This is a genomic window from Roseovarius mucosus (assembly GCF_002080415.1).
GTDB lineage: Bacteria > Pseudomonadota > Alphaproteobacteria > Rhodobacterales > Rhodobacteraceae > Roseovarius > Roseovarius mucosus_A.
The window spans coordinates 2,203,189-2,226,339 of the sequence record NZ_CP020474.1 but is presented as its reverse complement, the minus strand read 5'-3'; the positions used below and the strand labels follow the sequence as shown (position 1 = coordinate 2,226,339).

At 60.0% G+C, this 23,151-nt stretch carries 21 protein-coding genes; 10 read left to right on the top strand and 11 right to left on the bottom strand.

Annotated features, from left to right (window positions below; genetic code table 11):
* Positions 1–4: 4 nt before the first annotated feature.
* Positions 5–1,027 (top strand): L-threonine 3-dehydrogenase, encoded by a 1,023-nt coding sequence (gene tdh / locus ROSMUCSMR3_RS10690; protein WP_198385613.1) that lies wholly within the window; start codon positions 5–7, stop codon positions 1,025–1,027.
* 4 nt (positions 1,028–1,031) lie between these two features.
* On the opposite strand, the gene ROSMUCSMR3_RS10685 is transcribed toward tdh, so the two are convergent.
* Entirely contained in the window at positions 1,032–1,490 is a 459-nt protein-coding gene (locus tag ROSMUCSMR3_RS10685) for an Lrp/AsnC family transcriptional regulator (RefSeq protein ID WP_008282654.1), read from the bottom strand.
* A gap of 139 nt (positions 1,491–1,629) precedes the next feature.
* On the opposite strand from ROSMUCSMR3_RS10685, the gene ald reads away from it, so the two are divergent.
* The 4 genes from ald to ROSMUCSMR3_RS10665 all read left to right on the top strand — a co-directional run bounded on the left by ald (position 1,630) and on the right by ROSMUCSMR3_RS10665 (position 7,260).
* Entirely contained in the window at positions 1,630–2,742 is a 1,113-nt protein-coding gene (gene ald, locus ROSMUCSMR3_RS10680; RefSeq protein ID WP_081507302.1) for an alanine dehydrogenase, read from the top strand.
* Positions 2,743–2,864: 122 nt separating this feature from the next.
* Positions 2,865–3,911 carry an ABC transporter permease gene (locus ROSMUCSMR3_RS10675; protein WP_081507301.1) on the top strand — a complete coding sequence of 349 codons (1,047 nt, stop codon included), beginning with the start codon at positions 2,865–2,867 and terminating at the stop codon, positions 3,909–3,911.
* A 14-nt stretch (positions 3,912–3,925) separates the two neighbouring features.
* Positions 3,926–5,110 (top strand): ABC transporter permease, encoded by a 1,185-nt coding sequence (locus tag ROSMUCSMR3_RS10670; protein WP_008282657.1) that lies wholly within the window; start codon positions 3,926–3,928, stop codon positions 5,108–5,110.
* A 62-nt stretch (positions 5,111–5,172) separates the two neighbouring features.
* Positions 5,173–7,260 (top strand): ABC transporter ATP-binding protein, encoded by a 2,088-nt coding sequence (locus ROSMUCSMR3_RS10665; protein WP_081507300.1) that lies wholly within the window; start codon positions 5,173–5,175, stop codon positions 7,258–7,260.
* Between the two features lie 14 nt (positions 7,261–7,274).
* Here the strand turns inward: ROSMUCSMR3_RS10665 and ROSMUCSMR3_RS10660 are convergent, their stop codons facing one another.
* Entirely contained in the window at positions 7,275–8,492 is a 1,218-nt protein-coding gene (locus ROSMUCSMR3_RS10660; protein WP_081507299.1) for an MFS transporter, read from the bottom strand.
* Positions 8,493–8,624: 132 nt separating this feature from the next.
* Here ROSMUCSMR3_RS10660 and gyrB point away from each other — a divergent pair, with 132 nt between their 5' ends.
* Entirely contained in the window at positions 8,625–11,042 is a 2,418-nt protein-coding gene (gene gyrB / locus ROSMUCSMR3_RS10655) for a DNA topoisomerase (ATP-hydrolyzing) subunit B (RefSeq protein ID WP_008282660.1), read from the top strand.
* Between the two features lie 30 nt (positions 11,043–11,072).
* On the opposite strand, the gene ROSMUCSMR3_RS10650 is transcribed toward gyrB, so the two are convergent.
* From ROSMUCSMR3_RS10650 to dgcN, 5 genes are all read right to left on the bottom strand, one after another.
* On the bottom strand, positions 11,073–11,936 hold the full coding sequence (locus ROSMUCSMR3_RS10650; protein WP_081507298.1) for a branched-chain amino acid aminotransferase: 864 nt from the start codon (positions 11,934–11,936) through the stop codon (positions 11,073–11,075).
* 55 nt (positions 11,937–11,991) lie between these two features.
* Positions 11,992–12,483, bottom strand: coding sequence for a VOC family protein (locus tag ROSMUCSMR3_RS10645; RefSeq protein WP_081507297.1), 492 nt, complete (start codon positions 12,481–12,483; stop codon positions 11,992–11,994).
* 96 nt (positions 12,484–12,579) lie between these two features.
* The gene (locus ROSMUCSMR3_RS10640; RefSeq protein WP_081508604.1) at positions 12,580–13,440 is read right to left on the bottom strand and encodes a D-amino-acid transaminase; all 861 of its coding nucleotides are present in this window, start codon (positions 13,438–13,440) and stop codon (positions 12,580–12,582) included.
* 4 nt (positions 13,441–13,444) lie between these two features.
* Positions 13,445–14,410, bottom strand: a complete 966-nt coding sequence (gene dgcA, locus ROSMUCSMR3_RS10635) for an N-acetyl-D-Glu racemase DgcA (protein ID WP_081507296.1) — start codon at positions 14,408–14,410, stop codon at positions 13,445–13,447.
* A 30-nt stretch (positions 14,411–14,440) separates the two neighbouring features.
* Positions 14,441–15,442, bottom strand: a complete 1,002-nt coding sequence (gene dgcN, locus ROSMUCSMR3_RS10630) for an N-acetyltransferase DgcN (RefSeq protein ID WP_008282665.1) — start codon at positions 15,440–15,442, stop codon at positions 14,441–14,443.
* Positions 15,443–15,694: 252 nt separating this feature from the next.
* Between dgcN and ROSMUCSMR3_RS10625 the strand changes: the two genes are divergently transcribed.
* Complete coding sequence (locus ROSMUCSMR3_RS10625) at positions 15,695–16,654, top strand: L-malyl-CoA/beta-methylmalyl-CoA lyase (RefSeq protein ID WP_008282666.1); 960 nt, start codon at positions 15,695–15,697, stop codon at positions 16,652–16,654.
* A gap of 33 nt (positions 16,655–16,687) precedes the next feature.
* On the opposite strand, the gene ROSMUCSMR3_RS10620 is transcribed toward ROSMUCSMR3_RS10625, so the two are convergent.
* From ROSMUCSMR3_RS10620 to ROSMUCSMR3_RS10610, 3 genes are read right to left on the bottom strand one after another with little or no spacing between them, the layout of a single operon-like run.
* Positions 16,688–17,284: a Smr/MutS family protein gene (locus ROSMUCSMR3_RS10620; protein ID WP_008282667.1), complete on the bottom strand. Its 597-nt coding sequence runs from the start codon at positions 17,282–17,284 to the stop codon at positions 16,688–16,690.
* Positions 17,281–18,321: a murein transglycosylase A gene (locus tag ROSMUCSMR3_RS10615; RefSeq protein ID WP_081507295.1), complete on the bottom strand. Its 1,041-nt coding sequence runs from the start codon at positions 18,319–18,321 to the stop codon at positions 17,281–17,283. The genes ROSMUCSMR3_RS10620 and ROSMUCSMR3_RS10615 overlap by 4 nt, the downstream gene beginning before the upstream one ends.
* Positions 18,318–18,977: a Tim44/TimA family putative adaptor protein gene (locus tag ROSMUCSMR3_RS10610; RefSeq protein WP_081507294.1), complete on the bottom strand. Its 660-nt coding sequence runs from the start codon at positions 18,975–18,977 to the stop codon at positions 18,318–18,320. Before ROSMUCSMR3_RS10610 ends, ROSMUCSMR3_RS10615 begins: the two co-directional genes overlap by 4 nt.
* A gap of 109 nt (positions 18,978–19,086) precedes the next feature.
* Here ROSMUCSMR3_RS10610 and ROSMUCSMR3_RS10605 point away from each other — a divergent pair, with 109 nt between their 5' ends.
* Complete coding sequence (locus ROSMUCSMR3_RS10605; protein ID WP_081507293.1) at positions 19,087–19,551, top strand: FxsA family protein; 465 nt, start codon at positions 19,087–19,089, stop codon at positions 19,549–19,551.
* 216 nt (positions 19,552–19,767) lie between these two features.
* Positions 19,768–20,883: an alpha/beta hydrolase gene (locus ROSMUCSMR3_RS10600; RefSeq protein WP_081507292.1), complete on the top strand. Its 1,116-nt coding sequence runs from the start codon at positions 19,768–19,770 to the stop codon at positions 20,881–20,883.
* A 134-nt stretch (positions 20,884–21,017) separates the two neighbouring features.
* Here the strand turns inward: ROSMUCSMR3_RS10600 and ROSMUCSMR3_RS10595 are convergent, their stop codons facing one another.
* Positions 21,018–21,917, bottom strand: coding sequence for a LysR substrate-binding domain-containing protein (locus ROSMUCSMR3_RS10595; protein ID WP_081507291.1), 900 nt, complete (start codon positions 21,915–21,917; stop codon positions 21,018–21,020).
* Positions 21,918–22,024: 107 nt separating this feature from the next.
* Here ROSMUCSMR3_RS10595 and ROSMUCSMR3_RS10590 point away from each other — a divergent pair, with 107 nt between their 5' ends.
* Positions 22,025–23,125, top strand: coding sequence for a D-cysteine desulfhydrase (locus ROSMUCSMR3_RS10590; protein ID WP_157667291.1), 1,101 nt, complete (start codon positions 22,025–22,027; stop codon positions 23,123–23,125).
* Positions 23,126–23,151: the final 26 nt, after the last annotated feature.

Below are 23,151 nucleotides of genomic sequence, written 5' to 3'. Positions count from 1 at the left end.
CGAGATGAAGGCGCTGGTCAAGGCCAAGGCCGAGCCCGGGCTCTGGATGGAATACGTGCCGGTGCCCGAGGTGGGGCCATCGGATGTGCTGATCAAGGTGCGCAAATCGGCGATTTGCGGCACCGATGTGCATATCTGGAAATGGGATGAATTCAGCGCCAAGACCGTGCCGGTGCCGATGGTTGTGGGCCATGAATTCGTCGGCGAGATCGTCGATACCGGGCCTGCGGCGGTGAAATACCGGATTGGTCAGCGGGTGAGCGGCGAGGGGCATATCGTCTGCGGCACCTGTCGGAACTGTCGCGCGGGGCGAGGGCATCTGTGCCGCAATACCAAAGGGGTGGGTGTGCATCGCCCCGGTTCCTTTGCCGAATATCTCTGTATCCCCGAAAGCAATGTGGTGCCAATTCCAGAGGATATTCCCGACGAGATTGCAGCAATCTTTGATCCCTTTGGCAATGCGGTGCATACCGCACTGAGTTTCGATCTGGTGGGTGAGGATGTGCTTGTCACAGGCGCGGGGCCGATTGGCATCATGGGGGCGCTGGTCGCGCAAAAGGTGGGCGCGCGCAAGGTGGTGATCACCGATATCAACCCCTACCGTCTTGATCTGGCGCAGCGGATGGGGGTGCAGCATGTGGTTGATGTGGGCAAAGAGCACCTGCGCGATGTGATGGCCGACATCGGCATGACCGAAGGCTTTGACGTGGGGCTTGAGATGTCTGGTGCGGCCCCGGCGATGCAGCAGATGATCGCGCGGATGAACAATGGCGGCAAGCTGGCGCTGTTGGGGATTGCGCCCACGGAATTTGCGGTGGATTGGAACGCGGTGATTTTCAAGATGCTGCATATCAAGGGCATCTATGGCCGCGAGATGTATGAGACTTGGTACAAGATGATCGCGCTGGTGCAATCGGGGCTGGATGTATCGGGGCTGATCACCCACCGGATCGGAATTGATGATTTCGAGCAGGGCTTTGCCGCGATGATTTCGGGCAATTCGGGCAAGGTGGTGATGGACTGGTAAGGGATCAGAGCGGCAGCGCGGTGGTCTTGAACACGGTGCGCAGGGCAAAGCTTGATTGCATTTTCGCCACGCCGGGCAGCCGGGTCAGGTATTGGCGGTGGATACGCGCGAAATCCTCGGTATCCTCTGCGACGACCTTGAGGATATAGTCGGCAGTGCCGGCGGTGAGGTGACATTCCAGCACATCGGGCACCCGCGCCACCGCCTTTTCAAAGGCGTCGAGCACCTCGTCTGCCTGCGTGGTAAGCGTAATCTCGACAAAAATCGTGGCGGGCACGCCCATCTTGCGCGGGTCAAGCAGAGCGACATAGCCCTTGATATACCCATCGGATTCAAGGCGCTGAACGCGGCGGTGACAGGCAGAGGCGGAGAGATTGACCTCTTCTGCGAGGTCGGCGTTGGAAATGCGCCCGCGCCGCTGAAGGACATGCAACAAGCGACGATCTGTCGGATCGAGGGACATTTGCGCAAGACCTTTCCCACTAATCACATAATTTCCGAAGGATATTCACAAAATCCCGTAAAAGGCGAGCGAAATTTCAATCTCCTTGCGCGCATTCTGTTGCAGACTCCGCGCAAAATAACACAGGGAGGAGTATAATATGAAAATAGGTTGTCCGACGGAAATCAAGCCACAAGAATTCCGCGTAGGCATGACGCCCAATGCCGCAAAAGAGGCGGTGGGTCATGGCCATGAAGTGCTGATCCAATCCGGCGCAGGCCTTGGAGCCGGGTTTGACGATGCCGCTTATGAGGCGGCAGGCGCCAAGATTGTTGGCACCGCCACAGAGATTTTCGCACAGTCCGACATGGTGGTGAAGGTCAAGGAACCGCAGGCCGGCGAGCGCAAGATGCTGCGCGAGGGGCAGGTTCTGTTCACCTATCTTCATCTGGCACCGGACCCTGAGCAAACCAAGGATTTGTTGGCCTCGGGTGCGACCTGCATCGCCTATGAAACAGTGACGGATCGCGCGGGCGGTCTGCCGCTCCTTGCGCCGATGTCGGAAGTTGCCGGGCGCTTGGCGCCCCAAGTGGGCGCGTGGACGCTGCAAAAGGCCAACGGCGGGCGCGGCGTGCTTATGGGCGGTGTGCCCGGTGTCGGACCGGCGCGGGTGATCGTGATCGGCGGCGGCGTGGTGGGCACGCATGCGGCCAAAATCGCCGCAGGCATGGGCGCGGATGTGACCGTGCTCGATCGCTCTTTGCCGCGTCTGCGCTATCTCGATGATGTGTTTGGGGGCAGCTTCAAGACCGGTTATTCCTCGGCCGGGTTGCTGGAAGAATTGCTGCCGCAGGCGGATATGGTGATCGGCGCGGTTCTGATCCCCGGTGCCGCCGCACCCAAGCTGGTGCGCCGCGATCAGTTCGGCATGATGAAGCCGGGATCGGTGCTGGTGGATGTGGCGATTGACCAAGGCGGATGCTTTGAAACCTCGCGCGCCACAACGCACCAAGACCCGATTTATGAGGTCGACGGGATCATGCATTACTGCGTGGCCAATATGCCGGGGGCCGTTGCGCGCACCTCGACGCTGGCACTGGGCAATGCGACGATGCCCTTTATGCTGGCGCTGGCCGACAAGGGCTGGAAACGCGCCTGTGCCGAGGATGTGCATTTGCTCAACGGTCTGAATGTGCATGCCGGTCAGTTGACCTATGCCGCTGTCGGCGAGGCGCTGGGGATAGCCACGGTTGATCCCAAATCGCTGATCTAACGGACAGCGCCCCCAGTCCGAAAAGGCTGGGGGCGTTTTCTGACAAGACCACGTCGCAAATGATGCTGGACCGCCTGCCCCCCGTCGACTAGCGTCATTGAAAACGCCAACAGGGGGCGATTATGGCCATGTTCATCCTGCGCCGTGTTGGGGTCATGATCCTGACGGCGCTCTGTCTGACATTTATCGTCTTTTTCCTGACCAATCTTTATCCCAACCTCGAAAAGCTGGCCAAGACCCAAGGCGACTTTCGCATGAGCGATGAGGAAGTGGCCAGTTATCTGGGCCGCAATGGCTATTTGCAGCCGATGGCGGTGAAGTATGGGCAATGGCTGGGCGTGGTGCCGGGCTTCGTGATCCTTGATCGCGACGGGGTGACGCGCGGGCAGTGCATCGAACCGGGCACCGCCCCTGAGGATGCGCCACGGTTCTGCGGCATCCTGCAAGGCGACTGGGGCTATTCCACCGTGTTCCGCGAGGATGTGGGCAAGATCCTTGGCGACAAGCTGGCGCTGACAGGCAGGCTGATGTTCTGGGTGATGGTGTTGATGGTGCCCTCGGCCCTGATCCTTGGCATCTTGGCGGGGATGCGTGAGGAGTCGCGCACCGACCGCACGCTGTCGACTTTTGCCATCACCACCACGGCCACACCGGAATATGTGTCGGGCGTGCTTTTCATCGCGGTGTTTGCCAGCACTGCCGTGGGCCTCAAATGGTTCAAGGGCACGGCGACGGCGGCGATGGATAACCCGACGTTCGAGAATTTCTTTTTGCCGGTTCTGACCATCGCGCTCTATGGTATGGGCTATATCGCGCGGATGACGCGGGCCTCTATGGCCGAGGTGATGACCGCGCAATATATCCGCACCGCGCGCCTCAAAGGCGTGAGTTTCCCGAATGTCGTGATGAAACACGCGCTGCGCAACGCGCTTATCGCGCCCTTTACGGTGATCATGCTGCAATTCCCATGGCTTTTGAATGGGGTCGTGATTGTTGAAACCCTGTTCAACTACAAGGGCTTTGGCTGGACGCTGGTGCAGGCGGCGGGCAACAATGACATCGAATTGCTGCTGGGGGTTTCAGTGATCTCTGTGGTGGTGGTGCTGGTGACGCAGCTGATTTCAGACATCGGCTATGTCTTTCTCAATCCGCGCATCAGCGTGCGCTAGGGGGTATCGGGACCATGGAACCATTAAGCTGGAGCGAGATTGCCCTGCGGATGCTGGGGCTGTTCCTGCCGGTCTGGATCGCGCTGATTGTGACCTTTGCGCTGTCGATCACCTTCAAGCGGCGTCTGGGTCTCTATGGCAAGCTGTTTGACAGCCCCATCGGGATGGTCGGCTTTGCCATGGTGATGTTCTGGGTGTTCACCGGCATCTTTGGCGGTGCGTTCGACATGATCCTGACGCATGACGTGCTGTCGCAATCCGCCACAATGAAGAACAAAGGGCCGGGCACGCCCTTTACCCAGATGATGGGCACGCCCGATCCGGGGGCCTATCCCTATTACCTTTTGGGCGGGGATAATCTGGGCCGGGATGTCTTTAGCCGAATGATCGCGGGCGCGTGGGAGGTCATCAAGATCGCGCCCTTTGCGAGCATGTTCTCCTTCATGGTGGGCATCACGCTGGGCCTGCCTGCGGGCTATTATGGTGGGCGGCTGGACACGCTTTTGTCGTTCATGGCCAACCTGATCCTCGCCTTTCCGGTGATCCTGTTGTTTTACCTGCTGGTCACGCCCGAAATCGTGCAGACGGGCATACCCGTCTATATGGCGGCGGTGCTGTTTCTTTTTCCGATCATATTTCTGCTGCTGTTGTGGAATTCGCGCTATCACACGCAACCGTCGCGGCGGAACGTCTATGTGGGGGTCACGTTGGTGATTGGCCTCTGGCTCTATTCCGGGATTGCCTGGGATGCCGATCCGCTGGGGCTGGTCAGCTTTCCGCCCAACCTCTTGGTGGTGTTCGTGGCGGTTGTGTTCGTCAATTCACCCACGGTTTTCCGGATCGTGCGCGGCCTGACCATGGATATCAAAACCCGCGATTACGTGGCGGCTGCGCAGACACGGGGCGAGCGACCTTGGTACATCATGCTGTGGGAAATCCTGCCCAATGCGCGCGGGCCGCTCTTGGTCGATTTCTGCCTGAGGATTGGCTATACGACGATCCTTTTGGGCACGCTCGGGTTCTTTGGTCTGGGGCTCAGCCCCGAGAGCCCGGATTGGGGCAGCACCATCAATGACGGGCGTAAATTGCTGACGATGTATCTGCATCCCGCACTTCCGCCGGCCTTTGCCCTCTTGTCTTTGGTGCTCGGCCTAAACCTCTTGGCGGATGGTCTGCGCGAAGAAAGCCTGCGTGATTGAAGATGAGTATTTGAAGAACGCTGAAAGAGCGCGGCAGCGCCCCGGTGACAAGGGAGACGGACATGGCCAAGCTGGACTATGACGGGCCGATCCTCGAGATCGAGAACCTGTCGATTTCCTTTTTCACCCGGTTGCGCGAAATTCCGGCGGTGATGGATTTTTCCGTGACGGTGCAGCCCGGCGAGGCGGTGGGGCTGGTGGGCGAATCCGGCTGCGGCAAATCCACCGTGGCGCTGGGCGTGATGCAGGATCTGGGCGTGAATGGCCGCATCGTGGGCGGATCGGTGCGGTTCAAAGGCCGCGATCTGGCCAAGATGAGCGCCGCCGAATTGCGCGATATTCGCGGCAATGAAATCGCGATGATCTATCAGGAACCGATGGCGAGCCTGAACCCGGCGATGCGGATCGGCAAGCAACTGATCGAAGTGCCCATGATCCACGAGGGCATTTCCGAATCCGAGGCTTGGGTGCGGGCGCTGGAGGTGGTGCGCGATGTAAAGCTGCCCGATCCCGAACGCATCATGCGCAGCTATCCCCATCAGCTGAGCGGCGGACAGCAACAGCGCATCGTCATTGCCATGGCGCTGATGTCAAAACCGTCGCTCTTGATCCTCGATGAGCCGACGACCGCGCTTGATGTGACGGTCGAGGCGGCAGTGGTGGAGCTGGTCAAGGATCTGGGCAAGAAATACGGCACCTCGATGCTCTTCATCAGTCACAACCTTGGTCTGGTGCTGGAAACCTGCGACCGGATTTGCGTGATGTATTCCGGCGAGGCGGTTGAAACCGGCAGCATCAAGGATGTGTTCGACAAAATGCAGCATCCCTATACGCAGGCGCTATTCCGGTCGATCCCCCTGCCCGGCGCGGACAAGAACACGCGACCACTCAAGGCTATTCCGGGCAATTTCCCCCTGCCGCATGAACGCCCAGAGGGCTGCAATTTCGGACCGCGCTGCGATTATTTTCAGGCGGGCCTGTGCGATGGCGGCGATATTCCCATGGCGGGGATCAGGGGCGATGACCGGCATTTCACCCGCTGTCTGCGGTTTGCCGACATTGATTGGAACGCCCCGATCGAGGCCATGGCGCAACATGAGGCGACCGCGCCGGGCAAGGTCGTGCTCAAGATGGAGAACCTCAAGAAATATTACGAGGTGGCAGCCAATGCGCTGTTTGGTGGGAGCAGCGGCAAAAAGGTGGTCAAGGCCAATGAAACTCTGAGTTTCGAGGCCCGCGAGAGCGAGACGCTGGCGATTGTGGGCGAGTCGGGCTGTGGCAAATCCACATTCGCCAAGGTCTTGATGGGGCTAGAGACCGCGACCGAGGGGCAAATCCTGCTGGATAACCGCAATATCGAGCAGATCCCGATTGAGAAGCGCGATACGCAAACCGTGGCCGATGTGCAGATGGTGTTTCAAAACCCGTTCGATACGCTCAACCCGTCGATGACGGTGGGCCGCCAGATCATCCGCGCGCTTGAGGTGTTTGGCATCGGCGACACGGATCAGGCGCGCCGCGACGAGATGCTGCGCCTGCTTGATCTGGTGAAACTGCCGAGGGAATTTGCCGAACGTATGCCGCGTCAACTGTCGGGCGGGCAGAAACAGCGCGTGGGCATCGCCCGCGCCTTTGCCGGCGGTGCGCGCATCGTGGTGGCGGATGAACCGGTGTCGGCGCTGGATGTGAGCGTGCAGGCGGCGGTGACGGATCTCTTGATGGAGATTCAGCGCAAGCAAAAGACGACCCTTCTCTTCATCAGCCACGACCTTAGCATCGTGCGTTATCTGAGTGATCGGGTGATGGTGATGTATCTTGGGCATGTCGTGGAACTGGGCACCACCGATCAGGTGTTCGCCCCCCCCTATCACCCCTATACCGAGGCGTTGCTTTCGGCCGTGCCGATTGCCGATACGCGGATCACCAAGAAACATATCGTGCTTGAGGGTGATGTGCCTTCGGCCATGAACCCGCCGCCCGGCTGCCCGTTCCAGACGCGGTGCCGATGGAAATCAGAGGTGCCGGGGGGCCTGTGCGAACGCGAGGTGCCGCCGGTGCGTGAACTGGTGCCGGGGCATCAGGTGAAATGCCACCTGTCGCAAGAGATGTTCAACCAGATGGAGCCGGTGATCACGGTGGCGGCGGAATAGGGTCTGCAAGCCTGTTAGACCGTCAGCGCCCCGCGTGCGCGCAAGATCCCGATGGTCATCATCCCGCTGGCAAAGACGAAATAACCCGCGATGAGCACGAATTGCGTCTCGATCCCAAGGCCAAGATCAATCCCTAGCCCAGTCACCCCCGGCCCAATGGCCGATCCCAGAACCATGACGGCGGCGGCCATGGCCTTGATGCTTCCCAGATGGGCGGTGCCATAGAATTCCGCCCAAAAGGCATTGGGCAAGGTGCTATTGGCCCCCGTGGTCAGCGCCAGACACACGAACCCCAACAGCAAGAGGCCCGGCCCCCCCGAGACGGCAAAGAGCAGGAACGCCGCGACCATCGGCAGTTGCATGAAGGGCAAAAGCCGTGCTGTGCCCAATCGGTCCAACGCCCAGCCCGACAGGATCATCGCGCCAATGCCCACCGCCGTATAGGCCGGGAACATCGCCACCAGTGCCACATGGCTTAGGCCTTTGACCTCAGCGATATGCACCTGATGGAAAAAGAACGCGGTGTTGAAGGCGGAAGGGCCCAAGAGCGCCGGCACCATGAACCAAAAAAGAGAGTGCCGCAGCGTCTGGCGGCGGGTCCAGTGGCGCGCATCCATACCCAGCGACTGGCTGCTTTCAGCCCAGCTTTGCGGGGTGCGTTCCTTGGCCAAGAGCGCCAGCAAGAGCGGGATGCCCAATGTCGCAACCAGCGCCGCGCCAACCCAAAGCACGCGCCAGTCATAAATCGCCAAGAGTGACACGAAGATAAGCGGCAAAAACGCCTCGCCCAGCGCAAAGCCCAAGGTCGCGACAGAGAGCGCCTTGCCGCGCGCGGCCACGAACCAGCGCGCCATGGCGACCACGGCCAGATGGCTCAGCATGCCCTGTCCGGTAAAGCGCAGCGCAAAGATCACCAGCGGCAACAGCCACCAGACCGGATTGGCCGCCATAAAGAGACAGGCCCCGACCATGAGAAGCAGAACCAGCGGCGCTAGCCTGCGCACACGAAAAAGATCCGTCAGCCCCCCGGCCCAAACCATCACCAGCGCCGATGCCGTGGTGCCCAGCATATAGATGCCACCCCATTGCCCATGGCTGAGGCCAAAACTCTCGCGGATTTCACCGGCAAAAATCGAGATGAAATAGGTCTGCCCGAAACTGCTCAGGAAGGTCAGCAAGACCCCGGCGGTGAGCCAGGGCGCATTGTCACGGAGAAAGGCGAGAATCGGCATGTGCCTTGTTCGCGCGAAACGCCGCTGAAGGAAAGAGGAGCGCACCAGAGGTGGCGCAAAATATGGGGGAATGGCGTGACATTCCCCCCCAGACTTCGTATAAAATGGCAAAACTTCCGAAGGAAAAACCGCATGTCCGAACCCGCCGCCGCACCCGAAGAATATGGTGCTGATTCCATCAAGGTTCTCAAGGGGTTAGAGGCAGTCCGCAAGCGTCCGGGGATGTATATCGGGGATACCGATGATGGCTCTGGTCTGCACCATATGGTTTATGAGGTCGTGGACAACGGCATTGACGAGGCCTTGGCCGGTCATGCCGATGCCGTCAACGTCACGATCCATGCCGACTCTTCGGTTTCGGTCAGCGACAATGGGCGTGGCATTCCGGTAGATATTCACGAAGGCGAGGGCGTATCTGCGGCAGAGGTCATCATGACCCAACTGCACGCAGGCGGCAAATTCGACAGCAATTCCTACAAGGTGTCGGGTGGTCTGCACGGCGTGGGCGTGTCGGTTGTGAATGCCCTGTCTGAGTGGCTGGAATTGCGCATCTGGCGCAACGGCAAGGAACACTATGCCCGGTTCGAGGGGGGCTTTACCGTTGAATCCCTGCGTGTGGTGGGCGATGCCAACGGGCGCAAGGGCACCGAGGTACGCTTTCTCGCCTCAACAGAAACCTTCTCTAATCTCGAATACATCTTTGAGACACTGGAAAAGCGTCTGCGTGAACTGGCCTTTCTCAATTCCGGGGTGCGGATCATCCTGACGGATGAGCGCCCGACAGAGCCGCTCCGCTCGGAGTTGTTCTATGAAGGCGGCGTCAAGGAATTTGTCAAATACCTCGACCGTCACAAATCCCCCGCTATGCCAGACCCGATCTTTATCACCGGCGAGCGGGACGATATCGGCATCGAAGTGGCGATGTGGTGGAATGACAGCTATCACGAAACGGTTCTGCCCTTTACCAACAACATCCCGCAGCGCGATGGCGGCACCCATTTGGCGGGCTTTCGTGGTGCGCTGACCCGCACCATCAACACCTATGCCCAGACCAGCGGCATCGCCAAAAAGGAAAAAGTCACCTTTACCGGCGATGACGCCCGCGAGGGTCTGACCTGTGTTCTCTCGGTCAAGGTGCCTGATCCGAAATTCTCATCCCAGACCAAGGATAAACTTGTCAGCTCCGAGGTGCGACCGGCGGTCGAGGGGTTGGTGGGCGAAAAACTTGCCGAATGGTTCGAGGAAAACCCACAGGTGGCCCGCGTCATCGTGGGCAAGATCATCGAGGCGGCCCATGCCCGCGAGGCTGCGCGCAAGGCGCGCGAACTGACGCGGCGCAAGAATCCGATGGATGTCAATTTCCTTGCGGGGAAACTCAAGGATTGCTCGTCCAAGGACCCTTCCAAGACCGAGCTTTTCCTCGTCGAGGGTGACAGCGCCGGTGGCTCGGCTCAGACTGGGCGTGATCGAGGCACGCAGGCGGTTTTGCCCCTGCGCGGCAAGATCCTCAATGTCGAGCGTGCCCGCTTTGACCGGATGCTGGGCAGTCAGGAAATCGGCAATCTGGTGATGGCTTTGGGCACCGGCATTGGCCGGGACGAATTCGACATCAAGAAACTGCGCTACCACAAGATCGTCATCATGACCGATGCCGATGTGGACGGCGCGCATATCCGCACCTTGCTGCTTACCTTCTTTTACCGGCAGATGCCGGAGCTGATCGAAGGCGGATACCTCTATATCGCGCAACCGCCGCTCTACAAGGTGATGCGCGGCAAGTCCGAAGTGTATCTCAAGGATCAGGGCGGGCTGGAGGATTATCTGATTGCCCAAGGCACCACCGATGCCGCCCTGCGCCTTGGCTCGGGCGAGGAGATCGCCGGCCCCGACCTCGTGCGCGTGGTCGAAGAAGCGCGGCAGGCGCGCCGTATCCTAGAGGCCTTCCCAACCCACTATCCCCGCCACATCCTTGAACAGGCCGCGATTGCCGAGGCGTTCTTGCCCGGTCGCGTGGACAGTGACCTGCAAGGCGTGGCGGATACCGTGGCGGCCCGGCTCGACATGATTTCCAACGAATACGAACGCGGCTGGCAGGGGCGCCCGACCCAGGACAAGGGCCTGCGCCTGTCGCGCACCGTCCGCGGAGTCGAGGAAATGCGCACGCTCGACGGCCCCGTTCTGCGCGGCGGCGAGGCGCGCAAGCTGGCACAATTGACTGCGCCGCTGCGCGATATCTACCGCGAGCGCGCCACGCTCATCCGCAAGGACCGGGCGCAGGCCATATATGGCCCTCTCGACCTCTTGGATGCGATCCTGAAAGAGGGCGAAAAGGGCCTGAGCCTGCAACGCTACAAAGGCTTGGGCGAAATGAACCCCAATCAGCTTTGGGAAACCACGCTTGATCCCGAGGCGCGCACGCTTCTTCAGGTCAAGATCGACGATGTGGCCGAGGCCGACGATCTCTTTACCAAGCTGATGGGCGACGTCGTCGAACCGCGTCGCGAGTTCATCCAAGATAACGCGCTCAACGTCGCAAATCTGGATTTCTGAACCGGGTTGGGGGGCACTGCCCCCCAACTCTCAATTCGCGGAATGCGCCCAATCCCAATACATCTGGCGTACCTTTTCGGTGACCGGCCCAAGGGTATACTGTGTGTCTTCAAAGGCTGAAACAGGCGTCACCTTCATCAGGTTGCCGGATAGGAATACCTCATCCGCCGCGTGAAAATCGTCGAAACTCATCACCGTTTCATGCACCTCGATCCCCTCGCGGCGCATATTCTCGATATGGCGCGCGCGGGTGATCCCGGCCAGAAACGTGCCGTTGGGAATGGGGGTGAAAACCGCACCATCCTTGACGGCAAACACATTTGCGGTTGCGGTTTCGGCCACATTGCCCAGCGCATCCGCCACCAGCGCATTGCCAAAACCACGCCCGCGCGCCTCTTTCAGCATCCGTGCGTTGTTGGGATAGAGACAGCCCGCCTTGGCATTGACCACCGCGTCCTCGAGCACCGGACGCCGGAACCGCGTGCGCCCAAGTGTTGTGCTGAACCCCTGCGGCGGCATCGGGATTTCCTCAAGACTGATGGCAAAGCCCGTGGCACCCTCTTTGGGCACAATCCCCAGATCGCCCCCCTCTAGGGCCCAATACATCGGCCGGATATAAACCGCCGCCTCCTTGGGATAGGCGCGCAATCCCTCCCACACCATCTCGACCATGTCTGCCGCCTCGACCGTTGGCGTGATCATCAGAGCACGGGCCGAGGCATTGACGCGGGCGCAATGCCGATCAAGATCGGGGGCAATTCCATCGACATAGCGCGCGCCATCAAACACCGTCGTTCCAAGCCATGCCCCGTGATCCGCCGCCCGGATCACTGCCGGATCGCCCTCGTGCCAGGCCCCGTTGAAATAGGTGCGAATATTCGTGCCCGTCGCCATCTGCTCTGCCCTCCCTTGCGGTCAGGCAGAGCCTAGGCCTTGCTTTGCGCCGCGTCTAGCCCTCTGCCGGGGCGTGTGACAAAAGCTCTGTCAAATCAATGGGATCATTCACCATCGCCAGATTGCCCGCCGCATCGCGCGGCCATTCGGATTCGGGGCGGTCGCGGTATAGTTCCACCCCGTTGCCATCCGGGTCACTGACATAAATCGCCTCGCTCACCCCGTGATCTGCCGCGCCTTCGATCGTGATCCCGGCCCGGATCACCCGCCGCAGGGCATCTGCCAATTGCGCCCGGTCCGGATAGAGAAACGCGGTGTGATAGAGGCCCGTGTGCCCCTTGGGCGCAGGCGTGCCGCCAAGGCTCTCCCATGTGTTCAGGCCAAGGTGATGATGATAGCCCCCCGCCGACAGAAACGCCGCGCGGGTGCCGAATTTCTGTTGCAGTTCAAAGCCGAGAACACCGGAATAAAATGCGATGGCGCGGTCCAGATCGGCCACTTTCAGGTGTACATGGCCGATGCGGGCCTCAGGGTGAACAGGGGTCATTTGCGGCTCCAATCTCAGGTTTCCCCTAGAATGGCCGCAACCGCCCCCGTGCTCAATTCCCCGATTCTGCCCAGCTTCTGTGCGCGAATGCGTGTCTCAGACTGCGGCTTTCAGGCTCTCTTCCAGATAGATTTCGCGCAGCCGCGCAGCCACCCGCCCCGGTGTGCCATCGCCCAAGGCCACGCCGTCAATCTCGACCACCGGCATGACAAAGGCACTGGCCGAAGTCACAAACGCCTCATCGGCTGCTTTGGCCTCGTCAATCGTAAAGGCGCGTTCCTCAACCTCCATCTGCGCCTCGCGGGCAAAGCGCAGGACAGCGGCGCGGGTGATCCCATGCAGGATGTCATTGGACAACTGCCGCGTGATGATCCGGTTGCCCTTGACGATATAGGCGTTGTTGCTGGTGCCTTCGGTCACATAACCATCCTCAACCATCCAGGCGTCGTCGCATCCGGCCTTTTTGGCCATCATCTTACCCATGGAAGGATAGAGAAGCTGCACCGTTTTGATATCCCGCCGACCCCAGCGAATATCCTCAATGCTGATCACCTTGATGCCTTTTAGGGCAACAGGGTTTTGCGCCAGACCCGGCTTGGACTGGGTAAAGAGGACCAGCGTCGGCTCGGTCGTTTCGGCATTCGGGAACACGAAATCGCGGTCGCCATCGCTGCCGCGCGTCACCTGCAGATAGACCAGACCATCGGTAATGTCATTCGCCCGCACCAATTCGCGGTGAATGTCCAACAGATCATCAAAGGCTGCTGGCTTTTTCATATCGAGTTCATTCAAGGACCGTTCCAGCCGCGCCAGATGCCCGCCGAAATCAATCAGCTTGCCGCCCAGCACGCTTGTCACCTCGTAAACGCCATCGGCCATCAGAAACCCCCGGTCGAAAATCGAAACGGTGGCTTCGGTTTCCGGCAGATACTCGCCGTTTACATAGACAGTGCGCATGGTCTTATCCCCATAACTCTGGCCGCGGCGGATGCACGCCTGCAGCATCGAAAATCAAAGCATCCTCGCGGTCTTCGGCCAGAAGCAGCGGGCCGTCAAGGTCTGTCACCATCGCGCCTTGGGCGACAAGCACCGCAGGCGCCATCGCAAGCGAGCTTCCGATCATACAACCCACCATGATTCCATACCCTTGGGCGCGTGCCGCTTCGCGCAGGGCCAGCGCCTCGGTCAGACCGCCGGTCTTATCCAGCTTGATATTGACCACGTCATATTTGCCCTTGAGCTTGGGCAGGCTGGCGCGGTCATGGCAGCTTTCATCGGCACAGACCGGCACCGGACGCGCCATGCCGATCAGCGCCTCATCGTCTCCGGCGGGCAGCGGTTGTTCCACCAGCGCGACGCCCAATCGCACCAGATGCGGGGCCAAATCGGCATAGACCGCCGCGCTCCAGCCTTCATTGGCATCGACGATGATCTTGGCCTGTGGCGCGCCACGGCGCACCGCTTCTAACCTTGGCATGTCGTCTGGCGTGCCCAGCTTGATCTTGAGCAAGGGCCGATGCGCATGTTTCGCGGCCTGCGCCTGCATCGCCTCGGGCGTATCAAGCGAGAGCGTATAGGCCGTGATTTCCGGCACCGGCGCAGGCAAACCCGCCAGTTCCCAAACGCGGCGTCCCGCGCGCTTGGCCTCCAGATCCCAGAGCGCGCAATCCAGCGCATTCCGCGCCGCCCCGGCAGGCAACAGATCATAAAGCGCGGCGCGCGTTAAATCACCCGACAGACCCTCGATCTGGGCAGTCACACTCTCCAATGTCTCGTCATAACGGGCATAGGGCACACATTCGCCCCAGCCGGTCACGCCCCCATCGGTCACACGCACGGTCAGCACCTTGGCTTCGGTCCGCGATCCCCGGCTGATGGTGAACACCTGCGCCAACCGGAACACATCCCGCGTTACATCAATCTGCACACGCGCCCCCTTTCATCGTTTCAAAAATACTCAAACCGCCGCCAAGGCAGCCACCAGCGGCGCTGCTCCAAATCGGTAAGGATCGGTTGCAGGCAGGCCCATTTCGGCCTCGACACGCGCCAGATAGGCGCGCGCGCTCTCCTCGGTCATATGCTGCGTATTCACCGAAACGCCCACGATCTGACAGGCCGGATTGGCAATCCGCGCGATGGGCAGAACCATGTCGCGCAGCGCCTCGAGTGTTGGCGGCGTGTAATCGGGCAGACCACGCATATGCGTGCGCGTCGGCTCGTGGCAGAGGATCAGCGCATCAGGCTGACCGCCATGAATAAGCGCCATCGTGACCCCGGAAAAAGAGACGTGGAACAGGCTGCCTTGCCCTTCGATCAAGTCCCAATGATCCGGGTCATTGTCAGGTGTCAGCCATTCCACCGATCCGGCCATGAAATCCGCGATGACTGCATCCAGCGGCACGCCATCGCCGGTGATGAGAATCCCCGTTTGTCCGGTCGCCCGGAACGTGGCCTTCATCCCAGCGGCGATCATCTCGCGCTCCATCGCCATGGCGGTATACATCTTGCCCACCGAGCAATCCGTGCCCACCGCCAAACAGCGCTTGCCGGTCCGTTTCTTGCCATCTGCGATGGGGTATTTGACCGACGGCACCCGCACATCATGCAGGGTGCGCCCCGTCGCCTCGGCCACCGCGCGCAGATCCGCCTCGTCGCGCAAGAGGTTGTGGAGGCCTGCCGCCAGATCAAACCCTTCTTCAAGCGCCGCCACCAACACCTTTTTCCAGTCTTGGCTGATGACACCGCCCCGGTTGGCCACGCCAATCACCACAGTCTTGACGCCCGCCGCCTTGGCCTCGGCCAATGTCATGTCGGGCAGGCCCAGATCGGCCCCGCAGCCGGGCAGGCGCAATTGACCCAGCGCATTCTCGGGCCGCCAGTCACGAATGCCAATAGCAACCTTGGCTGCCAGCATGTCGGGCGCGTCGCCCAAGAACAACAGATAGGGGGTCTCGATCATGGCGCATCCTTTCGCTATAGCTTGGCGGCAGTTTCCAACGATTTACTTGCGATTTTCTGTTTGATTTTATGTAAATTTCTCAAGTATCACATGTTTCTTCGACAAATAAGTGAAATCATCGAATTTTCTTTCCTCCGCCCACGAACCGCCCAATCCCTGCGCCGGGAAAAGCGCCTTGCAGAGCCTTGCGCAATTTCATAACCACAGCCGCGACAATCCCGCAATTTACTTATGTAACGGAGCCACCCGCCCATGAGCTTTCGCCTGCAACCGCCCGCCCCTGCCCGCCCCAACCGCTGCCAATTGTTTGGCCCCGGTTCCAATACCAAACTGTTCGAAAAAATGGCGGCCTCGGCGGCGGATGTGGTGAATATCGACCTTGAGGATTCGGTTGCCCCGACTGACAAGGATATCGCCCGCAAGAACACGATTGAGGCGATCAATTCGGTTGATTGGGGCAAGAAAACCCTGTCGGTGCGGATCAACAGCCTCGATTCCCCGTTCTGGTATCGCGATGTGGTGGATTTGCTTGAACAGGCGGGCGACCGACTGGATCAGATCATGATTCCCAAGGTGGGTTGCGGCGGGGATATCTATGCGGTGGACGCGCTTGTTACCGCGATTGAGGCCGCCAAAGGCCGGAAAAAGCGGATCGCTTTCGAGGTCATCATCGAATCTGCTGCTGGCATCGCCCATGTCGAGGAAATCGCCGCCGCCTCGCCCCGGCTTGAGGCGATGAGCCTTGGGGCTGCGGATTTCGCGGCCTCCATGGGGATGCAAACCACCGGCATCGGCGGCACGCAAGAGGATTACTATATGCTGCGCGAGGGCCAGCGCTATTGGTCTGACCCGTGGCATTGGGCACAGACCGCTATCGTGGCCGCCTGTCGCACCCACGGCCTCTTGCCAGTCGATGGCCCGTTTGGCGATTTCTCGGATGATGAGGGATTTCGCGCGCAGGCGCGGCGCTCGGCCACGCTTGGTATGGTTGGCAAATGGGCGATTCACCCCAAACAGATCGCGCTCGCCAATGAGATTTTCACGCCTTCTGAGGCCGCCGTGCAAGAGGCCCGCGAGATCCTGAAGGCAATGGAAGAGGCCAAGGCGCGCGGCGAGGGCGCGACCACCTACAAAGGCCGCCTTGTCGATATCGCATCGATCAAACAGGCCGAGGTGATCGTCAAACAATCCGAGATGATCGTGGGACAGTAACACAACAAGGGGCGGCCCAATGGGCCGCCCTTCTTATTTCTGCCGCCGCAAATAGACGTAATAGGCCCCGCCACCGCCGTGTTTCAGATGCGCCTCGGTGATCTGCAACACCAGCGGTGCCAGCGGCGGCATCCGCAGCCATTGTGGCACATTGTGCCGCAAGACCCCGTGCCGCACCGGGATCGGCCCGCCGGTATCGCGATCCTTGCCCTTGCCCGTGACCACCAGAACCAGCCGCAGCCCCGCCGCATGCGACCGCAGGATGAATCCGGTCAGCGCCGGATGCGCGCGATCCATCGTCATGCCATGCAAGTCGATCTTGGCCTCGGGCAAAAGCTTGCCGCGCTTCATCCGCTGAAACGCTTTTTTATCCATCTGCACCGGCACAGTGGCCACACGCTCCGAAAGACCGGGCAGAAGATCATGCGCCGGGGGCGTACCCAGAGCCCTCTGGCCGATCTGAAAATCCTCCAATCGCGGCGTAGGCGGCGCGCTGCGCGGATTGCGGATCATCGGCTCGGGCGGCAAGGGCGAAACGCGGCCGGGCGTCTCAGGCCGAAGGCGCTGCGCGGTCCGGGCGACCTGTTGCCAAAGCTCCAACTCCTCAGGCTTGATGCGCCTGCGACTCACGGTTCCTGCTCCGGCAGCATGGCATAGGCGCGCTGAATGGGCATAAGCACAACCATTCGCCCCGGATCGCGCAACCGTCCCGCCGCCTGCCCCGCCGCATCGCCAGTGCCAAAGAAAATATCGGCGCGCTGCGCGCCCTTGATCGCCGACCCGGTATCCTGGGCCATCATCAGGCGGCGGATCGGGCCATCGCCATCCTTTTCCACCCAGACCGGCGCCCCCAAGGGCACAAAGGCCGGGTCAACCGCCACCGTGCGCAGGGTCGTGACCGAGCGATTCATTGCGCCGAGCGGTCCCCGCTCTGCGGGCACATTATCCAACCGGCGAAAGAACACATAAGACGGGTTATGAAAGAGCAGTTCGCGCCCGGCCTCGGGATTGCGCCGCACCCAGTTCTTGATCACCTCGGCAGAGACCTGATGCACCGAATAAATGCCGCGCTGCACCAGTTCGACCCCGATCGAGCGATAAGGATGGCCGTTGGCCCCGGCATAGCCCACGCGGATCACCTGCCCATTCTCAAGCCTGATCCGCCCAGAGCCTTGGATTTGCAGAAAAAACAACTCGACCGGATCATCGACCCACGCAATCTCAAGCCCGCGACCGCGCATGACATCCGTTGTCTCAATCTCGCGCCGGGTAAGCCAAGGGTTAGAAAGCCGTGCCTCGGGCGGCTCGCGGTAAACCGGATAGCGATAGCGCCCATCGGGGCGCGTCGCGCCATGCAATTCCGGTTCGAAATAGCCGGTAAAAAGCGCGGGCTTGCCCTCAGACATCATCACGGGGCGAAAGAACAGCTCGAAAAATCCTCGTGCGTCGGGGCGTTGCTGCGCCAAGGCACAGAGCGACCGCCAATCGAGGTCTTTCATATCTGGGCAGGTGTTGAGGAAAACAGAAAGGGCCGCGGCATGATCATCCTCGGCCCATCCATCCAGATCGTCAAAGCTCAGGATCTCGTGGGTCACGTCCTGCGCCTTGGCTGGTGCAACACACACCAGCCACAAGCTCAGCCCCAATCGCCACAGCCCCCGGATCATTCGCCCGTTGCGACAAGCCGCCAGTTGGGATCATCCGCACCCATGACACGCTCATAGGTCCAGACGTCTTTTTGACGCTTCGACTGGCCCGGCACCCCTTCGACGATCTCGCCCGCGCTATCGCGCACAACAGAAATCAATTCGCCCACGTACCGCACAGAGATTTCCGCGCGCCGCGTGTCGGCATCAAAGCGGGCATCCGCCAGTGTCAATTCGCGCACACCTATGAATTCGGCCTCAATCGTCAGACCCTGCTGTTCGCGGGCATCGACCACCTGCGCAAAGGTCTCGTAGACATCGCGATCCAGAAACGGCGTTACCTCATCCAGCTTGCCGCGCTCAAACGCCATCAGGATCATCTCATAAGCACCACGCGCCCCTTGCAAAAAGGTCGTGACACTGAAATCTGGCTCAATGCGCTTCATTTCAGCCAAGGCCGCTGCGGCATCAGAATCTTCGGGCACATGATCAACGATGTCATGATCTGGACCGCCCTCGATCACCTCGAACTCTCTGCGGCGGCGGGTCTCGGGCGCGGGCGCGCTGCGCGTCGGACCCTCGAATCCGTCACGGGTGCCCAAAACACTCTTGAGCCGCAAAATCAGAAAAATGGCGATACCGGCGAGTACCAGTAACTGCAAGATGGGCGAATTCATGGACACCTCTTGTTGTGCGGGGCATGGTAAGCGTCAGCGCTCAGTCCTATGTAGGGGCTGGACAGGGTCAAGTCCACCGTAAGGGGCATAAAACAAAGGGGGGCCGCTCATGTGGCTTTTTCTGGCATTCCTCGCCGTTCCGCTGATCGAGATCGCACTGTTCATTCAGGTGGGCGGGCTGATCGGTCTATGGCCCACCTTGGCGATCGTGGTCCTGACCGCTGTGATCGGCACATCGCTCTTGCGCAAGCAGGGGGCGGCTGCAATGTCGAACCTGCGCCGCTCGTTCTCGGATCTTGATGATCCGTCGGAACCGCTGGCGCATGGGGCGATGATCCTCTTTGCGGGTGCGCTGCTACTGACACCCGGCTTTTTTACCGATGGTTTGGGCTTTGCGCTTTTGATGCCGCCGGTGCGCCGTTGGGTTTTCCGGCAAATCCGGCAGCGCGTGCATGTCCAGCACTTTGAGATGGGCGGCCGACCGCCGCCCGCGCGCGATGATGTGGTTGAGACCGAGTATGAAGACGTGACACCAGACCGCAACACTCAAAACCCAAATCGTCGGTTGCACTGACACCGCCCCTTAGGCCTGCGAGGGCTTGTGCGCGGGAACACCCCCGCCGCACCCACACCCAACGCGCTAGACTGCGCCCAGAGCAAAGTGCTCTGCGGCTCTCAAATCTGTTGATCCAAGTGGGAACCAAGGGCATGCTGAAATAACGAGTTTTGACTCACAAAACGCTGCCGCTGTCCGGCCTCCGCGCGCGAGACGCCCCATTTGAGAGAAGTCATGAAACGTCATTTTGGCACCCGATCCCTGATTTCCACGTTGGTCTTGCTGGTATTGGTCGGATGTTCGGCAGCGCCGGAAATCATTGGCATCAGAAACGCGAATGTCCCCGTTGAATCCGTCGAAGACCTGACAAAGCATCGTATTTTCATCATGTCGACGCGCGGCTCATCCGAGGTGGCTGGGGCCTTTTACTCCTCTGTTCGGGCACCAGAACTTGGCATGGCCTCGGTTGATGCCACTGTGCCCCCAACCCATGTTGTCGGCGTGCTGGAGCGGCCAAAGCGCCTGCCTCCTGATCCGCGCACCGAATTCACCGTCGTTAACCCAATCGTCTACAGCACCGATGCGGCCTTTATCTCGGGCATAAATCGTGAGCTGGCCAAACGCGCCCCCGGAGACCGCAAACTTCTGATTTTCGTGCATGGCTTTAATAACACCGCAAGCGACGCCGTCCTGCGCCTATCGCAATTTGTAGAGGACACCGACTTTCAAGGCGTGCCTGTGCTGTTCACCTGGGCCTCGGCGGCGAAGGGAACGCGCTATGTCTATGACCTCAACAGCGCGCTCATCGCCCGCCCCGAAGTTAGGAATCTGGCCGCCATCCTGAACCGGACCAAGGCCGAAAGTGTGGATGTTTTTGCGCATTCGATGGGCACCTTCCTGACGATGGAGGGGCTTGTCCATCAGCAGCAAACCGGCAGACTTGGCAAGGGAATTCCGATTGATCACATTATTCTGGCCTCTCCTGACATCGACATAGATCTGTTTCGCACTCAGATTTCGGCCCTGCACCCGTCGATCAAGCAGCGGATGTTCCTTTTGATTTCCAAGGATGACGCGGCACTGCGGCTGTCACGCCGGATTGCGGGGGGCGTGCCGCGTGTCGGCGCAGCAGACGCGCTCGAGTTGGAAAAACTCGGTGTGACCGTGATTGACCTGTCCAAAATCGAGGATTCCAATTCCGGCAGCCATTCCAAGTTCGCCGGCTCTCCGGAGGTGGTGCAACTGATCGGCGCGGGGCTGAATGCGAACGAACGTTTCGGCAAAACCGGAAGCAGCACGACATTTCAGGAGCTTCTTGCCAACACGCCCATCATGATTCTGCGAAATTAGACCACGGTCAGGCCACCCGCTTGTCGTTTACCCGGCGCTAGGCGCATCAACCGGGCGAATATTTCAAGGGCAACGGGATAGCCTAGCCATAAAGGCCCCATTTAAATGGTACGGCCTTGCTACGCGGTGCTGTTCTAAATCCGCGATGGTTCCACACTGTCATGTCGCAGGCTACAAAGGCGCATTGCAACTGGATCAGTTGGTCGGGCAAAGAGCGAGATACGCAGCGGTAGGGTTTCGGTATCTCCATTGCACACGATCAGCGCGCCACTTTGGACCTCGCTGTAAACGAGGCTCATCGGTAACCAAGCGAGGGCAAATCCCATCAGGGCCATTTCCTTGACCCCAACGGTGAATGCACTCTCAGCAAAGGTGCTGCCAGAGTGGTTGGAATAGGAGGTACTCGCCCCCGCAAGCATATCCGCGAAAAAGCTGCCGGATGGATAGCGGATCATAGGTGTATCCTCGGGTGGGGCCCCCTTGCGATCAAGCGTGAAGCGCAGCGCGCCGCCGATCACCGGGACAAGCCGGTCGCGGCCCCAAGTTGCACGAACGATACGGTCATCGAATGGCATCGGCTCTCCGCCATCGCGCTCATAGCACATGAGCAGCGAGGCTTCGCCGCTCAGGAAAAGCGAGATGCAATCATTGTGGTTTGCCGCCCTTAGGCGAAAATCGACCTCCGGCTGCGCGTCGCGTGCGCCCGCAGCGAAATCAGGGAAAATCGAAACGATCAGCGAATGCTGTGCCGCGACTGTTACGGTCGATCTTGCGGCATTGTATTTGGCGATCCGCTGTCTGAGGGCCTCAACATGCCGGATCAGCGCCTGAAGCTCGACGATGTTCTCAGACAACGCCGGTTCAATCTCGACGCGGTTGGCTGCACGTTTGACGATCGGGCGACCAAGCCAATTCTCAAAGCTCTGGATGCGTCGGGAAAAAGCTGGTTGCGTGACATTTCGGCGTCGTGCGGCACGGCTCATATTGCCCTCTTCCAAAAGAACAAGCACGTCATCGAAGATGTTGAGATCCATTTTTCATCCCTTACCCATACTTTTGATATGAGTAGTCCAAGAAAATAGCATTTTCCACCGCTGTAAAGGGGGGTTAGCCTGTTTCCGATATTGGGTGAGGGTCATTCATGGGCGAAGGGCATATTTCGGGGGCTGCTCGGCATATCCGACAAAGTGCGTGGCCGTCGGCCGCGCGCCGAAAGGATCTGGCAAGCGCGCTTGCGGCATTTCCCAGAGTGCGTCTGGGGCATTTTCCCACACCGCTGGAACCCATGGATCGGCTAACCGAGCATTTGGGTGGACCCCGTTTTTGGGTAAAGCGTGATGACTGCACAGGGTTGTCCTCTGGCGGCAACAAGACCCGCAAGCTCGAATTCCTGATGGCCGATGCATTGGGAGAGGGTGCGGATACGATCATTACCCAAGGTGCCACCCAATCCAATCACGCGCGCCAGACAGCGGCCGCAGTGGCACGACTGGGCATGGCCTGCCATATCCTGCTCGAAGATCGGACCGGCTCTGCCGACCCAGAATATACGCTGAGCGGCAATGTGTTTCTTGACCGGCTGCATGGCGCAACAGTGGCCAAGCGGCGGGGCGGTGCCGACATGACAGCAGAGATGGAGCTTCTGGCGGTAGAGCTTCGCACTGCCGGGCGGAAGCCCTATGTCATTCCAGGAGGTGGCTCGAACAGCACCGGCGCGCTTGGGTATGTGAATTGCGCCTTGGAACTTTGCGAACAGTCCGCGACCATGGGGTTAAAGATCGACGCATTGATCCATGCCACGGGCAGCGCGGGCACCCAAGCGGGCTTGGTGGCTGGCCTTGCGGCGCTGGAAAGTGACATCGAGCTCCTTGGTATTGGCGTTCGGGCCCCTCAGGACAAGCAGGAAAGCATGGTCTTTGAGCTTGCGAAACGCACCGGTGCGGGCATCGGCTGTGAAGAGGCCATCCGTCGTGAAGACGTAAGGGCCAACTGCGATTACGTGGGGGCGGGATATGGCATTCCCACGCAAGGCATGGTCGAAAGCGTCAGGCTTCTGGCAGAGCTTGAAGGCCTGCTGTTCGATCCGGTCTACTCCGGCAAAGGGCTTGACGGTCTGATTGACCTGACCCGCAAGGGCGCCTTTGGCGACATGGAGAATGTCGTCTTTCTGCATACTGGCGGATCAGCCGCGCTGTTCGGATACACCGGCGCGTTTAACCTGCCAGGCTATCAGGCAAACTAACCACCAATGAGAAGAGGGAGAACTTG

Bases quoted from the DNA above. Each gene is read 5' to 3' on its own strand.
- ROSMUCSMR3_RS10610 (WP_081507294.1), bottom strand. From the start codon at position 18,977: ATGAATTCGCCCATCTTGCAGTTACTGGTACTCGCCGGTATCGCCATT.
- gyrB (WP_008282660.1), top strand. From the start codon at position 8,625: ATGTCCGAACCCGCCGCCGCACCCGAAGAATATGGTGCTGATTCCATC.
- ROSMUCSMR3_RS10650 (WP_081507298.1), bottom strand. From the start codon at position 11,936: ATGGCGACGGGCACGAATATTCGCACCTATTTCAACGGGGCCTGGCAC.
- ROSMUCSMR3_RS10600 (WP_081507292.1), top strand. From the start codon at position 19,768: ATGAAACGTCATTTTGGCACCCGATCCCTGATTTCCACGTTGGTCTTG.
- ROSMUCSMR3_RS10640 (WP_081508604.1), bottom strand. From the start codon at position 13,440: ATGCGCACTGTCTATGTAAACGGCGAGTATCTGCCGGAAACCGAAGCC.
- ROSMUCSMR3_RS10625 (WP_008282666.1), top strand. From the start codon at position 15,695: ATGAGCTTTCGCCTGCAACCGCCCGCCCCTGCCCGCCCCAACCGCTGC.
- tdh (WP_198385613.1), top strand. From the start codon at position 5: ATGAAGGCGCTGGTCAAGGCCAAGGCCGAGCCCGGGCTCTGGATGGAA.
- ROSMUCSMR3_RS10590 (WP_157667291.1), top strand. From the start codon at position 22,025: ATGGGCGAAGGGCATATTTCGGGGGCTGCTCGGCATATCCGACAAAGT.
- ROSMUCSMR3_RS10660 (WP_081507299.1), bottom strand. From the start codon at position 8,492: ATGCCGATTCTCGCCTTTCTCCGTGACAATGCGCCCTGGCTCACCGCC.
- ROSMUCSMR3_RS10675 (WP_081507301.1), top strand. From the start codon at position 2,865: ATGGCCATGTTCATCCTGCGCCGTGTTGGGGTCATGATCCTGACGGCG.
- ROSMUCSMR3_RS10670 (WP_008282657.1), top strand. From the start codon at position 3,926: ATGGAACCATTAAGCTGGAGCGAGATTGCCCTGCGGATGCTGGGGCTG.
- dgcN (WP_008282665.1), bottom strand. From the start codon at position 15,442: ATGATCGAGACCCCCTATCTGTTGTTCTTGGGCGACGCGCCCGACATG.
- ROSMUCSMR3_RS10615 (WP_081507295.1), bottom strand. From the start codon at position 18,321: ATGATCCGGGGGCTGTGGCGATTGGGGCTGAGCTTGTGGCTGGTGTGT.
- ald (WP_081507302.1), top strand. From the start codon at position 1,630: ATGAAAATAGGTTGTCCGACGGAAATCAAGCCACAAGAATTCCGCGTA.
- ROSMUCSMR3_RS10645 (WP_081507297.1), bottom strand. From the start codon at position 12,483: ATGACCCCTGTTCACCCTGAGGCCCGCATCGGCCATGTACACCTGAAA.
- ROSMUCSMR3_RS10595 (WP_081507291.1), bottom strand. From the start codon at position 21,917: ATGGATCTCAACATCTTCGATGACGTGCTTGTTCTTTTGGAAGAGGGC.
- ROSMUCSMR3_RS10605 (WP_081507293.1), top strand. From the start codon at position 19,087: ATGTGGCTTTTTCTGGCATTCCTCGCCGTTCCGCTGATCGAGATCGCA.
- ROSMUCSMR3_RS10665 (WP_081507300.1), top strand. From the start codon at position 5,173: ATGGCCAAGCTGGACTATGACGGGCCGATCCTCGAGATCGAGAACCTG.
- ROSMUCSMR3_RS10685 (WP_008282654.1), bottom strand. From the start codon at position 1,490: ATGTCCCTCGATCCGACAGATCGTCGCTTGTTGCATGTCCTTCAGCGG.